The sequence below is a fragment of the Streptomyces sp. NPDC048057 genome (assembly GCF_040653095.1).
Taxonomy (GTDB): Bacteria; Actinomycetota; Actinomycetes; order Streptomycetales; family Streptomycetaceae; genus Streptomyces.
This window is the reverse complement of sequence record NZ_JBEZNF010000006.1, coordinates 217,868-231,465: the sequence shown is the minus strand read 5'-3', so window position 1 is coordinate 231,465 and position 13,598 is coordinate 217,868. Positions and strand designations below refer to the sequence as shown.

The window sequence follows — 13,598 nt, the reverse complement described above, 5'->3', positions numbered from 1 at the left end:
GGGGCCTCTCGTCCGGATCTTGCTGGGTTCGCATGCCCTGGCACCATTCCTCCTGGGCCTTCGGCCTCGGAGGTGCCCCCATCCTCCGCCTTGCGATCCACGGCACCAGACCCCTCCCCCTGCGCCCGGAGGGCGTGGGGGGACCCCCATTCACCCATGCCTGATCCAAACGAAAGACCCTAGTGGCGTATGCCCAGGCCGGGCAGGAGCAGTTCGCCGCGGTCCTTGCAGCTGACGTCGCGCGCGCGGAGCTCCTTCGGGGCGCGGGTGCCGCGGGCGCGGAGTTCGGTCAGGGTGAGGCGGGCCGCCTCCGAGGTCTCGGGCCGCTCCGGCGCGGGGAACTCCGCCTGCCACCAGCCGCGGTCGCGGGACTGCCAGCCGCGGGCGCGCATCAGGGAGGACCGCTCGGGGGTGTCCTCGCCGTCGCGGTCGTCGACGGAGACGTGCAGGCCGTCCTCCAGGGCGTACGACACCTGGAGGCGGCGGCCGCGGTCGGCGCTGCTGGTCAGCGTGAATCCGGCCCAGTCGCCCCCGACCTGCACCGGGAGCTGCTCGACCCAGGCCGCCAGCGTCAGCTCCAGGGCGGCCTCGAAGTGCTCCAGGCAGGAGGCCATCCGGCCGGCGGGGCGCTCGGACGGCTGCTCGCCGGGGCCGCCGCGGTCGAGCTGCCAGACGTACGGCAGCAGGTCGAACTCGTGCGGCTCGGTCGCCGCCCAGGGACCGCTCCAGGCGAACGAGCGGTCCTCGGCGCTCTCCAGGGACTCCGTGTGGTGGGCGGAGAGCAGGGCCCAGTGACCGGCGCAGTGGAGCAGGACGGTCCGCTCGGCGCTGCGCCAGCGGACGTTGGGGCCGTAGGCCGAGCCGCCGTAGAGCGTCGGCTCGCCGATGCGGGCCACGATCGTGCCGTACACCTCGGCGAAGGACTCCCGCCGCTCGCGCAGGGAGGCGCCGGGGGCGAAGGCGTGCACCGGGACCGGCTCGCGGCCGAGGAACCCGCCGGGGGAGTCGTGCAGCACCCGGGCCAACTCGGCCGCGGCGTACGGATCCAGGATCGGCTGGTTGGTCCCCATCGTCTCCATGAACCCATCGTGCCAGTCGTCACCGACAACGGTCCCGGGGTTAATCACGGCGTGCCCTGACGGGTGGTCGGTCGGTCGCGTCCTGCCCGGTTGGCGGGCGTGCAGAGTGAATTGACGTTACGTCAAGACCGGGGCATATGCGCCGTCGGTGGCTGGCCAGTGCGGGCGTTTGCATGGATCATTCGCACCACGACGGAACGAGAACCTGTACCAGTACCTGCGTCCGCGGCCCTCGGCACCACGCGTGTTCACCGTGCCGTTCTGCGCGGGACGCCGCGGGGCCACCCGCCCCGCGTAGCGTCGCCGCTGCGGCACCGGACCATGGAGGAGATCACGTGTCCACGGATCACACGGGCGTCCCGGACACCCCGGGCAGCGCACGGCACCAAGCACCGCCCGGGGAAGACCGGCACGACGTGTCGCGCCGTAGGCTCCTCGCCCTCGGCGGGGCCGTCGGCGCCTCCGCGGTCGCCGCGTCCACCGTCGGGTCGTTCCTGCCGCCCTCCCTGCGCACGGCGCTCGCCGCCGAACCCCCGGCGGAGCGCGGCGGTCTCGACCAGGTGCGGCACGTCGTGGTGCTGATGCAGGAGAACCGTTCCTTCGACCACTACTTCGGCTCCCTCCGCGGCGTGCGGGGCTTCGGCGACCGCAACGCCGTGACGCTGCCCACCGGCGCCCCCGTCTTCGAGCAGCCCGCCCCCGGCGGCGCCGTGCTGCCCTTCTCGGTGCGCGAGGCCGCCGAGGTCCAGCAGAAGGACCTCCAGCACATAGGCGCCCTCGACCACTCCTTCAGCGGCGGCGCCAAGGCATGGGGCGGCGGATGGATGAACGGCTGGGTCACCGCCAAGTCCGCCGCGACCATGGCGTACTACGACCGGCGCGACCTGCCCCTGCACTACGAGCTGGCGGACACCTTCACCGTCTGCGACGCGTACCACTCCTCCGTCCACAGCTCCACCAGCCCCAACCGCAACCACCTGTGGAGCGGCTGGACCGGCTTCGAGGCCAGCGGTGCGCGGGCCGTCGGCAACGACGCGTACGCGGAGGCCACCCACCCCGGCTACGGCTGGACCACCTACGCCGAGCGCCTGGAGCGGGCGGGGCGGAGCTGGAAGACGTACACGGAGTGGGAGAACTTCACCGACAACCAGATCGAGTTCTTCACCACCTTCAAGGGCGTCGCCCGCGCCGCGCTCGCCCGGACCGGCGGCCACACCTACATGGAGTCCTTCTACGCCGCCGTGCGCGACGCGCGCGACGCGACCGAGCGGGCCCGGCTGCTGGCCCTGCTGGAGGAAGGCGTCGCCGGCCTCGACGCGGAGCGGCGCAGCCTCTTCGAGCGCGGGCTGCGCAGGGTGCCGACGGGGACGCTGGCCGAGGAGTTCGCCCGGGACGTGGCCGACGGCACCCTGCCGGAGGTCTCCTACCTGGTGCCGTCGGCCGTCGACTCCGAGCACCCGAGCGTCTCCTCGCCCGCCCACAGCGCCTCGATCGTCTACCGGGTGCTGGACGCGCTCGGTCGCCACCCCGAGGTGTGGCGGCGCACCGTGCTGCTGATCACCTACGACGAGAACGACGGCTTCTTCGACCACGTGCCGCCGCCCGTCGCCCCCAGCGAGGTCACGGCCGAGTGGTGGCAGGGCCGGCCCACCGGGCTCGGCGTCCGGGTGCCGATGCTCGTCGTCTCGCCCTGGTCCGTCGGCGGCTACGTCTGCTCCGAGGTCTTCGACCACACCTCCGTGGTCCGCTTCCTGGAGCGCTGGACCGGGGTGCGGGAGCCCAACATCGGCGCCTGGCGGCGCACCGTCGTCGGCGACCTGACGTCCGCGTTCGACTTCCGACGCGCCCGCCCGGGCCCCGAGGTCGAACCACCGGGCGCCGTACCGCCCCTCAGCGAGCGGTGGCGGCCGAAGCCGCCGCAGGTGCAGCGGATGCCGCGGCAGGAGCCGGGGAGCCGCCCGGCCCGCCCGCTGCCGTACCAGCCGGACGCGCACGGCCGGATCGCGGGCGACGCCTTCGAACTCACCGTGACCAACGCCGGACGGTCGAGCGCGCACCTCGCCCTCTACCCGTACGCGGGGGAGTTCGCCGGGCCCCAGCACCGGGACGTGCAGGGCACGGCGCGGTGGACGGTGCCGCTCGCCGGCGTCACCGGGGGCGCGTACCGGTTCACCGTCATCGGGCCAGGCGGCTTCCGCCGGGAGTTCTCCGGCACCGCGGCGCGCAGCCGCGGGCCGGAGGTGACCACCGCGGTCGACCACCACGACCGCGATCTGCACCTCGTCCTGCGCAACACCGGCACCTCATCCGTCACCTTCACCGTCCGCCCGCTGGCGTACGTGGACGACGCCGACCTCGCTGACTGGACGCGCACCATCAGGGTGAAGCCGGGACGCAGCCGCACCGTCGTGCACTCGGCGGCCGACGCCCACGGCTGGTACGACCTGGAGGTCACCGCGGACCGGGATCCGGCGTTCCGCCGCAGGATGATGGGGCACATCGAGAACGGCCGGCCCAGCGTCTCCGGGTGACCCGGCGCGGACGGGCCGCTTCCGCCGACCTGGCACCGGTTGTGACTAAGCCCACGAAAGAGCCCCAAAGGGACAAACGATCACGATTGACTGCGAGAGTGTCACCGCAGGGGCCAAGCGTTCATTGAGTTCTTTTCGGGCTGTTCCCGATCAAGATCCACGAACCACCAGGGAGCACGTCCGTTGGCAGCCATCGCCCGGTGGTGCGTCAAGCACCGACTCGCCACCGTCCTCATCTGGTTGTTCGTCTGCGCGGGCGTCGTCACGGCGGCGGGCGCGGCCGGCTCCGCCTACTCCAGCGACTACGAGGTCCCCGGCACCGAGTCCGGTCGCGCCACCGCGCTGATCGAGGAGGGCTTCCGCGGCCAGGGCGGCGAGGGCGACACCGTCGTGTGGCACGTGGAGCAGGGCACCGTCCGCGCGTCCGACGTGCGGGAGCGGATGTCCGCGATGCTCGACGAGGTCGCCGAGCTGCCGTCGGTGGCCGCCGTGAGCAGCCCGTACGCGGCCGACGGCGCGAGCAGGATCAGCCCCGACGGACGCACGGCGTACGCCACCGTCACCTTCGACCAGAAGCCGGACTCCGTGCCGCCGTCGCACGTCGACGCCGTGACGAAGACCGCGAAGGCAGCGCAGTCCGACGGAGTCCAGGTGGAACTGGGCGGCCCGGCCGTCGGGCTCGTCGAGTCGTCCCCGGGCCACCTCGCCGAAGTCGTCGGCGTGGCCGTCGCCGCCGTCGTCCTCTTCCTGGCCTTCGGCTCCCTCGCCGCCAGCCTGCTCCCGATAGCCACCGCAGTCGTCTCCGTCGGCACCGCGTACGCCGGCATCGTCCTGCTCGGCCACCTGATGACCGTCGCCGACTTCGCGCCCATGCTCGGCATGCTGATCGGGCTGGGCGTCGGGATCGACTACGCCCTGTTCATCGTCACCCGCCACCGCAAGGGGCTGCGCGCGGGCCTCACCGTGCCCCGGGCCGCGCAGAACGCGGTGGCGACCACCGGCCGCGCCGTGGTCTTCGCCGGCGCCACCGTGTGCATCGCGCTGCTCGGGATGCTGATACTCCGCCTCAGCTTCCTCAACGGCGTCGCGATCGCCGCCTGCCTCACCGTCGTCCTCACGGTGGCCGCATCGGTGACGCTGCTGCCCGCGCTGCTGTCGTACATCGGGGACCGCGCGCTCAGCGGGCGCGAGCGGCGCCGGCTGCGCGAGTCGGGGCCCCAGCCGGAGGTGCCGACCGGGTTCGCGGCCCGCTGGTCCGCGTTCGTGGAGCGCCGTCCGAAGCTGCTGGGCGCCGTCGCCGTGGTGGTGATGGCGGTGCTCGCGCTGCCCGCGCTCTCCCTCCGCCTCGGCACCTCCGACCAGGGCAACAACCCGGCGTCCAGCACCACCCGCCAGGCGTACGACCTGCTGGCGCACGGCGGCCCCGATCAAGCCCCCGGGCCGTCCGGGGCCTCGGGCGGCGGCTTCGGCCCCGGTGTGAACGGCCCGCTCACCCTGGTCGCCCGGCTCGACGGCGCCGCACAACAGGTGGCCATGGACCGGCTGCCCCAGGCGCTGCGGGGCGCGGACGGCGTCGCGTCGGTCAGCCCCGTCACGTACAACGGCAGCGGGGACACCGCGATGCTCACGGTCGTCCCCGACTCGGCGCCGCAGGCCGAAGCCACCAGCGAACTGGTCGACCGGCTGCGCGGCGACCTGTTGCCGAAGGCCGCCGAGGGCACCTCGCTGAAGGTCCACGTCGGCGGGGTGACGGCCGGGTACGACGATTTCGCCGAGGTGATCGTCGGCAAGCTGCCGCTCTTCGTGGGCTCCGTGATCGCCTTCGGCTGTCTGCTGCTGTTGCTCGCCTTCCGCTCCATCGGCATCCCGCTGAAGGCCGGGGCGATGAACGTGGCCGCCGTCGCCTCGTCCTTCGGGGTCGTCGTCGCGATCTTCCAGTGGGGCTGGGGCAGCGAACTGCTCGGACTGGGCAGGGCCGGCCCGATCGAACCCTTCCTGCCGGTCATCATGGTCTCCGTCCTCTTCGGACTCTCCATGGACTACCAGGTCTTCCTCGTCAGCCGGATGTACGAGGAGTGGCTGGAGACCGGGGACAACCGCCGGGCGGTGCGGGTGGGCCTCGCCGAGACCAGCCGGGTGATCAACTCGGCGGCGGTCATCATGATCTCGGTCTTCCTGGCCTTCGTCCTCAGCGGGGACCGGGTGATCGCGATGTTCGGCATCGCGCTCGCCGCGGCCGTCGCCCTGGACGCCTTCGTCCTCCGTACGCTCCTGGTCCCGGCCCTCATGCACATGCTCGGCGGCGCGAACTGGTGGCTGCCCCGCTGGCTGGACCGACGGTTGCCGCGGATCAGCATCGAACGACCCGAGTGCCGGGCGCATGCGAAGATCCCAGAGCAGCACCAGGAACGGCGCACGGCCGGGCGGCGCTGACCACGGCACGGGCGAGTGCGAGAGCAAAGACACAAGACGAGGACGAGGGCGGCGGCGATGTTTGCGATACCCCTGAAGGCGCGGGACGGCGAGACGGCGGAGCTGCGCCCCCTGGAGCCGTGGCGCGCGGCGGAGTTCCTCGCCCACATGGACCGCGGCCGGGACTTCGTCGGACAGTTCATCTCCTTCGCCGACCGGGCCGCCGACCTCGCTTCCGCCCGCTCCCTCCTCCAGTCGTACGCCGACCGACAGGCCGCCGACGGCGCCAGGATCTACGGCATCTGGCTGGACGGCACCCTCGTCGGCGGCGTCCTCTTCGTCTCCCTCGACGCCGCCGGCGGGAGCTGCGAGGTGGGCTGCTGGCTGGAGCCCGCCGCGGTCGGCCGCGGACTGGTCACCCAGTCCGTCACGGTCCTCGTGGACTGGGCGGTGCAGGTGCGCGGGGTGCACCGGGTCGAGTGGGTCGTCGCCTCGGGGAACACCCCCAGCGTGAACGTCGCCCAGCGGCTCGGGATGCGCCGGGACGGGGTCCTGCGGCAGTCCTACGAGCACCACGGCGTCCGGCACGACATGGAGGTCTGGTCGGTGCTGGCGCCCGAGTGGCGCGAGCTGCGCACCGCCGCGGAGGGCACCGGCTGAGGACGGCGCGGGCGGCGGGAAAACCCGTGGTCGGCCCGGTTCCCGGCTGCTCCAATGGGCGGATGGACCAGACCGAACTGCTCGCCCTGTTCGACGCGCAGCTGCGCCGCGACCTCGTCGCCGACGACCCCGGCACCCGTTTCGAGCGGGTGGGTGACGTCGTACGGGCGACCGCGCCCGACTGGAACGGCGTCCTGTGGTCCGACCTCGACGACGACACCGCGGACGCCGCCGTCGCCGCCGAGACGGCGTACTTCGACGCCGCCGGGCGGGACTTCGAGTGGAAGCTGTACTCCCACGACCGGCCCGCCGACCTCGCGGACCGACTGCTCGCGGCGGGCTTCGTGCCCGAGCCCGAGGAGGCCCTGATGGTCGCCGAGATCGCCGAACTGCCCATGGAAGCGCCCCTTCCCGAGGGGGTGCGGATCGACGACGTCACCGACGCGGCGGGCGTACGGCTGATGACTCGGGTCAACGAGCTGGCGTTCGGGCGGGTCCACGCCGAGATGGAGCGGCAGCTCCTGCGGCAGCTCGGCAGCGAGAGCACGGTGATGGCCGTGGCCGTGGCCGGCGACGTGCCGGTGTGCTCGGCCCGCATGGACCTGCACACCGGCACCGGGTTCGCCAGCCTGTGGGGCGGCGGCACCCACCCCGAGTGGCGCGGCCGGGGCATCTACCGGGCGCTGGTCGCCCACCGCGCCAAGATCGCCGCGGAGCGGGGCTACCGCTACCTCCAGGTGGACGCGAGCGACCAGAGCCGGCCGATCCTGGAACGGCTCGGATTCCGGGTGCTCAGCACCACCACGCCGTACGTGCGGACGGCCGCTGCGAAAGACGGGGCCTCCACCGGCTGATCACGCGGCCCGTCGGGGACGCCCCCGACCAGGGGACTTCGAGGGCGTCCGGCCGCCGTCGAACAGCCCTACGGCGAGCGCGGCAGCAGCGAGCGCCGCGGCGCTCCACAGCAGCGCCGGGACGCCGACCCCCTCCACCACGGCGCCGCCGAGGAACGCCCCGAGGGCGATGGCGGCGGTGAAGACGCCCACGTAGATCCCGGTCACCTGCTCGACGCGGTGCGGCGCCGAGCGGGTCATCCAGATCTGACCGGCGACCGAGAGCCCGCCGTACATCACGCCCCACAGCGCGACGGCCACGACGGTCGGCCCCGCCCAGCGGCCGAAGAGCGCGAGCAGCGCGATCGCCGCGCCGACGCCGGCGCTGAGGACCAGCACCGTGCGGCGGGCGCGACGGGCCGCCAGGGCGCCGGCCGCGAAGTTGCCGACCAGCCCGAAGAACCCGTACACCAGCAGGACCACGGCGATGGTGCCCGGGGCGAGCCCGGTGCGCTCCTCAAGGACGGGCCGTACGTAGGTGTACGCGGCGAAGTGCGCGGTGACCAGGAACAGGACCACGACCAGCCCGATCTGCACCGACGGGACGCGCAGCGGGGACGCCGCGTCCGTGCCGTCCGCGGTGGCGGTCGGCGCCGCCGGGCGGGGCAGCCGGGGCAGTGCCAGGAGCAGGGCGGCGGCGAGCACCACGGCGCCGACGGCGAGCGCGCCGAAGGCCGAACGCCAGCCGTACGCATTGCTCACCAGCGTGCCCAGCGGCACGCCGACGACCGAAGCCGCCGCGACCCCGCCGACCGCGAGGGACACGGCCACCGCGCCATGACGCGGTGATACGAGCCGGGGCGCGACCGCGGACGCGAGCCCCCACACCACGCCCATCCCGATGCCGAGGACCACCCGGGAGACCACCAGCACACCGAAGTCGTCCGCCGCCGCGGTCAGGGCATTGCCCGCGGCCAGCACCACCATCGCCGCTGCGAGCACCGCGCGCCGGTCGAGCGCGCCCAGCAGCCTCGGTACGACGGGGGCGGTCACGGCGGTCACCAGGCCGGTGACGGTCAGGCTCGACCCGGCCGCTCCCCGGCTGATCCCCAGGCCGTCGGCCATCGGCGTCAGCACCCCGACGGGCAGCATCTCCGAGGTGACGACGACGAACGTGCTGAGCGACAGCACGGCGACCGCCAGCCACTGCCACGCAGCGGTGCGCACGGCGGGCGAGCCGGTGTCCACGGGGTCTCTACTGTCGGTGAGTGGTGCGGGGGTTTCCATGCGTTCCAACCAAGCAGCGCCCCTGAGCGGGAACAACGCCGATCTTCTCAGGGTTCGATGAGCTGGAGTAATCAATCGGCGCAGTGCTGGGAGACCGCGATGAACCAGGTCCACGTGCAGGAGCTGGAGTGCCTCTTCGTCCTGTCCGAAGAGCTGCACTTCGGCCGCACCGCCGCCCGCCTGGGCATCTCCCAGAGCCGGGTGAGCCAACTGATCGGCTCCCTCGAACGCCGGGTGGGGGTCCGGCTGGTCGACCGCACCAGCCGGCGCGTGGCGCTCAGCCGGTTCGGCGCCCAGTTCGTCGACGAGGTGCGCCCGGCCTACGACGCGTTGGACTCCGCGCTCACCGGCGCCCGGGAGCGGGCGCGCAGGGGCACCCTGTGCCGGCTGCGCATCGGCTTCCACGGCAGTGTGTACGAAGAGGTCACCGAGGCGTTCCGGCGGCTGCGCGCCGAGGAGGACGTGACGATGGAGCTGCGCGAGATCCCCTGGGGCTCGCCCTTCACGGCCGTGCTCGGCGGCCGGGTCGACGCCGTCGTGGTCGAACTGCCCGTCCACGAGGCCGCCCTGACCACCGGATTCCGCTTCCCGCCCCAGGACCGGCTGCTGGCCCTCGCCGACTCGCACCCGCTGGCCGCGGCGGACCGCGTCGACGTGGAGGAGCTGGGCGGACTGGACCTGCTGCGGCCCGTCGGGGACGCCCCCGACTACTGGATGACGGCCCAGGTGCCGCACGCCACCCCCGCGGGCACCCCCATCAGCTCCACCACCGGCATCGCCACCGTCCACGAGGGCCTGGCCCGCGTCGCCACCGGCGAACACGGCATGCTGGTCTGCCGACCGATGAGCGAACGCACGGCCCGCAGCGACGTCCGCTACCTCACGGTCGACGGGCTCGACGAGCCCTCCCAACTCGGCCTGGTCTGGCGCACCGACCGCACCAACCGCCAACTGACCGCACTCACCGGACACCTGCGCGATCAGTTCACCCGCCGCTGACCGGCCCTAGGACACCGGAGCGAGCCGCCTAAGGCACCGGGCGCACCTCCTTAGACCGCCCCGGGCCCACCGCCCCGTCCGCGGCCCGGGCCTAAGGACCCCGCCCGCGCGAGGATGCGGCACCCTTCCGATGTGCCGGACCCGACTGGGACACGAGAGTGGTGGCACGGCAGCGAGCCGGCCCCACCACCGACCCGAGGAGCGGGACATGTCCGCATTCGCCACGCACGACCACCACCGGGAGACCGCCCGGGTACGCCACGAGGAACTGGTCCGCCAGGCCGAGGCGTACCGGCTGGCCCGTCGGGCACGCCTCGCCCGGCGCACCGAACAACCCGGCGCCGAGCCGGGGGAGGGTGGGGTGAGTCCCGCGCACCGCTACGCCCCCGCCGCGTGAACCCGGTCCGCGCCGCGGCCCCCGGCCACCCCTGGGAGCCCGGCGTCACCGACGGCCCGCCCCCGACGAGGATCGTCGGGGGTGCCGTGCTGTCAGACGCCTGTGCGATGCTCGGCAGCGTGGAGACAAGATCCGTCAGTCCGGTGTTCGTCGGACGCGCAGGCGAGCTGTCGGTGCTCACCGACGCGCTCACCCGCGCCGCCGGCGACGCCGCCGCGAGCTGCGGGGAGCCCCAGGCCCTCCTCGTCGGCGGCGAAGCCGGGGTCGGCAAGACCCGGCTGATCGAGGAGCTGTGGGCGGAGGCCCGGCGTCGTGACGCCGTCGTCGCCGTCGGCGGCTGCGTCGAAATCGGCGCCGACGGACTGCCCTTCGCCCCCTTCTCGACCGCCCTGCGCGCCCTGCGTCGGCTGATGCCCGAGGAGATGGCGACCGCCGCCGCCGGACACGAACAGGAGCTCGCCCGGCTCCTCCCCGAGCTGGGGGAGTATCCGAGGGGCGAGCGCAGCGGGGACGAGGACGGCGAGTTGGCCCGCCTCTTCGAGCTGACCACCCGGCTGCTGGAGCGCGTCGCGGCCGAGCGGACCGTCGTCCTCGTGCTGGAGGACCTGCACTGGGCCGACGCCTCCACCCGCCATCTGATCGCGTACCTCACCCGCACCCTGCGCCGCGGCCGGCTCGTCTTCATCGCGACCTACCGCTCCGACGACGTCCACCGCCGCCATCCGCTGCGCCCCTTCCTCGCCGAACTCGACCGCACCCGCACCGTCCAACGCATCGAGCTGGCCCGGTTCACCCGCGGCGAGGTGCACCGCCAGCTCGTCGGCATCCTCGCCGCCGAGCCCGCCCCCGACATGGTCGACAACGTCTTCGACCGCTCCGACGGCAACGCCTTCTTCGTGGAGGAGCTGGCCCGCAGCCTCGTCGCCGACGACCCCTGCGGCCTGCCGGACTCGCTGCGCGACATCCTGCTCGTACGGGTCGAAGCCCTGCCCGAGTCCGCACAGCGGGCCGCCCGCGTCCTCGCCGAGGGCGGCTCCGCCGTGGAGTACGGCCTCCTCCTCGCCGTCACCGGCCTCGCCGAGGACCACCTCATCGAAGCCCTGCGCGCCGGCGTCGAGGCGAACATCCTCCAGCCCTCCTCCGACGGCGACGGCTACCGCTTCCGCCACTCGCTGGCCCGCGAGGCCGTCAGCGACGACCTGCTGCCTCCCGAGCGCTCCCGGCTCAACCGCAGGTACGCCCAGGCGCTGGAGGCCGATCCCGGGCTCGTGAGGGACGACGAGCGGGCCATGCGGCTCGCCACCTACTGGTACCACGCGCACGACCCGGCCAAGGCGCTGCCGGCCGTGCTCGACGCCTCCGTCGAAGCCCGCCGCCGCCACGCCTACTCGGAGCAACTGCGGCTGCTGGAGCGCGCCATGGAGCTGTGGGACGGCGCATCCGCCGAGGTCCGCGCCGCGCTGCGCCCCCTGGACTACGCGGAGGCTTACCCCTCGCACGGCCGCGACCCCGAGTCCCCCTTGCGCTTCCTCGACCTGATGGCGGAGGCCACCACGGCCGGACGGCTCAGCCGGGAGCGGGAGCGCGCCCTACAGATCGCCAAGCGCGGCCAGCGGCTGGCGTTCGCCGAGCAGGACCCGCTGAGCGCGGCCTGGTTCGCCCTCCAACGCTCCCGGCTGGTCTCCGTGCTCGGCCGTGGTGACGGCTGGGCCGAACTCGCCGAGGCCAAGGAACTGGTGCGCGGGCTGCCGCCGTCCCCGGTGCACGCCCAGATCCTCGCCGAAGCCGCTTCGTGGTACCGCATCCACACCCCCGGCCCCGAGAGCCTCGCCATCGCCGAGCAGGCCGTGGAGTACGCCCGGATGGTCGGCGACGAGCGCGTCGAACTCGCCGCCCGGCTCTCCCTGGGCGGCCTCCTGGTCGAGGCCGGCCATGCCGACGAGGGTCTGGCCGAGATGCACACCGTCAAGGAACGGTCCGTGGCGCTCAACGCCCACACCCTGATCTCCAGCAGTTATGTGAACCTGCCGCACGCCCTGGAAAGCGTGGGGCGTTCCCAGGAGTCCGTGGACGTCCTCCTGAAGGGCCTGGAGGTCGCCGCCAGCTACAGCCTGGTCGGCACCGAGGCGTGGGTCCTCGGCAACCTGGCCGAGTCGTACTTCGTCCTGGGCCGCTGGGACGAGGTCGAGGCGGCGGGAGAGCGGGCCCTGCTCGTCGCCCAGAGCCCCAAGCCGCGCGCCTGGGCCGCCACCGGGCTCGCCCTGCTGGACCTGGGCCGCGGCGACACCGCGTCGGCCGCCCGACGGCTGCGCGAGGCGCGCGAGTACTTCGGCACGAAGGACCCCACCCCGCAGAGCACCGTCAGCCTCGACAGGATCGAGGTCGCGATCGCCGCTGCGGAGGGGCGGGTGGCGGACGCCCGCGCCGAGTTCACCCGGGTGACCGCCGACGGCTTCCCGCCCGGCACGCAGCGGTACGCCTGGCCGCTGCTGCGCGTCGCCGCGACCCTGGAGGGCGACACCCGCGGGCTGCCCGCCGCCGAAGCAGGCCGCGCCGAAGTCCTGGACCGCATCGCCGCGCTCGCCCGCACCCTGCCCGCCGCCGACCCCATATGGATGGCGTACGAACGCTGGGTGCGCGCCGAGGTGCGCCGCGCCCGGGGCGAGGACCGCCCCGAGGACTGGGCCGAGGCCGGCGAGGCGTTCGAGCAGACGGCGCACCCCTTCGGGCTGGCGATGGTGCGGCACCGCTGGGCGGAGGCACTGCTGTCGACGGACCGCGCGCGGGCCGGGGAGCTGCTGAGGCAGGCCCATGAAACCGCCGTACGCCTCGGTGCCAGGCCGCTCGTCCAGGACAATGCGCTCCTCGCCCAGCGCGCCCGCATCCCGCTGGAGCCGCAGTCGCCCGCGACGCCCGCCGCGGCCTGCGCCGGGGGCGACCCCTCCCGAGGCTCCGCCTTCGGACTGACCCCGCGCGAGAAGGACGTCCTACGGCTGGTGGCCGCGGGCCGCAGCAACCGCCAGATCGCCGAGTCGCTGTACATCTCCCCGAAGACCGCGAGCGTGCACGTGTCCAACATCCTGGCCAAGCTGAACGTCTCCGGTCGGGGCGAGGCCGCGGCGGTGGCGCACCGACTGCGGCTCTTCCCTCTGGAGGAGACCGGCGTCTGACGCCGGCCGACGCATCAAGCCCGGTGGCCCGCCGGCTCAGTCGGAGCCGGCGGCCGGCGGGGCGTCACCGCCAGGGCGGCGGACGACGACCCGGCCGGACGTGAGGTCGATCGGGCCGCGCCCGGGATCGGCGTCCCCGACGTCCTCCCGGGTCAGCGTGAGCCGATGGTGCTCCTCGTCCGTGTGCTTGCGGCCCGGTGCGAAGATCTGCTCGAAGACGTTGAACATCG

The 13,598-nt window shown here is 73.7% G+C and carries 10 protein-coding genes; 7 read left to right on the top strand and 3 right to left on the bottom strand.

The window, feature by feature from the left end; all coding sequences use genetic code 11:
* Positions 1 to 179: 179 nt before the first annotated feature.
* Positions 180 to 1,079, bottom strand: coding sequence for a hypothetical protein (locus AB0E05_RS09220; protein WP_361960939.1), 900 nt, complete (start codon positions 1,077 to 1,079; stop codon positions 180 to 182).
* 416 nt (positions 1,080 to 1,495) lie between these two features.
* Between AB0E05_RS09220 and AB0E05_RS09215 the strand changes: the two genes are divergently transcribed.
* From AB0E05_RS09215 to AB0E05_RS09200, 4 genes are all read left to right on the top strand, one after another.
* Positions 1,496 to 3,610 carry a phosphocholine-specific phospholipase C gene (locus tag AB0E05_RS09215; RefSeq protein ID WP_361961081.1) on the top strand — a complete coding sequence of 705 codons (2,115 nt, stop codon included), beginning with the start codon at positions 1,496 to 1,498 and terminating at the stop codon, positions 3,608 to 3,610.
* A 183-nt stretch (positions 3,611 to 3,793) separates the two neighbouring features.
* Positions 3,794 to 6,043 (top strand): MMPL family transporter, encoded by a 2,250-nt coding sequence (locus AB0E05_RS09210; RefSeq protein ID WP_361960937.1) that lies wholly within the window; start codon positions 3,794 to 3,796, stop codon positions 6,041 to 6,043.
* 57 nt (positions 6,044 to 6,100) lie between these two features.
* Positions 6,101 to 6,682: a GNAT family protein gene (locus AB0E05_RS09205; RefSeq protein WP_361960935.1), complete on the top strand. Its 582-nt coding sequence runs from the start codon at positions 6,101 to 6,103 to the stop codon at positions 6,680 to 6,682.
* Positions 6,683 to 6,744: 62 nt separating this feature from the next.
* A complete protein-coding gene (locus tag AB0E05_RS09200; protein WP_361960933.1) occupies positions 6,745 to 7,536 on the top strand; it encodes a GNAT family N-acetyltransferase in 792 nt (263 codons plus the stop codon).
* On the opposite strand, the gene AB0E05_RS09195 is transcribed toward AB0E05_RS09200, so the two are convergent.
* Positions 7,537 to 8,802 carry an MFS transporter gene (locus tag AB0E05_RS09195; RefSeq protein ID WP_361960931.1) on the bottom strand — a complete coding sequence of 422 codons (1,266 nt, stop codon included), beginning with the start codon at positions 8,800 to 8,802 and terminating at the stop codon, positions 7,537 to 7,539.
* Positions 8,803 to 8,901: 99 nt separating this feature from the next.
* Between AB0E05_RS09195 and AB0E05_RS09190 the strand changes: the two genes are divergently transcribed.
* From AB0E05_RS09190 to AB0E05_RS09180, 3 genes are all read left to right on the top strand, one after another.
* On the top strand, positions 8,902 to 9,801 hold the full coding sequence (locus AB0E05_RS09190) for a LysR family transcriptional regulator (protein WP_361960929.1): 900 nt from the start codon (positions 8,902 to 8,904) through the stop codon (positions 9,799 to 9,801).
* 208 nt (positions 9,802 to 10,009) lie between these two features.
* A complete protein-coding gene (locus AB0E05_RS09185; protein ID WP_361960927.1) occupies positions 10,010 to 10,198 on the top strand; it encodes a hypothetical protein in 189 nt (62 codons plus the stop codon).
* Between the two features lie 107 nt (positions 10,199 to 10,305).
* The gene (locus AB0E05_RS09180) at positions 10,306 to 13,368 is read left to right on the top strand and encodes an AAA family ATPase (protein ID WP_361961079.1); all 3,063 of its coding nucleotides are present in this window, start codon (positions 10,306 to 10,308) and stop codon (positions 13,366 to 13,368) included.
* Positions 13,369 to 13,404: 36 nt separating this feature from the next.
* On the opposite strand, the gene AB0E05_RS09175 is transcribed toward AB0E05_RS09180, so the two are convergent.
* Positions 13,405 to 13,596, bottom strand: coding sequence for a DUF6191 domain-containing protein (locus tag AB0E05_RS09175; protein ID WP_361960925.1), 192 nt, complete (start codon positions 13,594 to 13,596; stop codon positions 13,405 to 13,407).
* Positions 13,597 to 13,598: the final 2 nt, after the last annotated feature.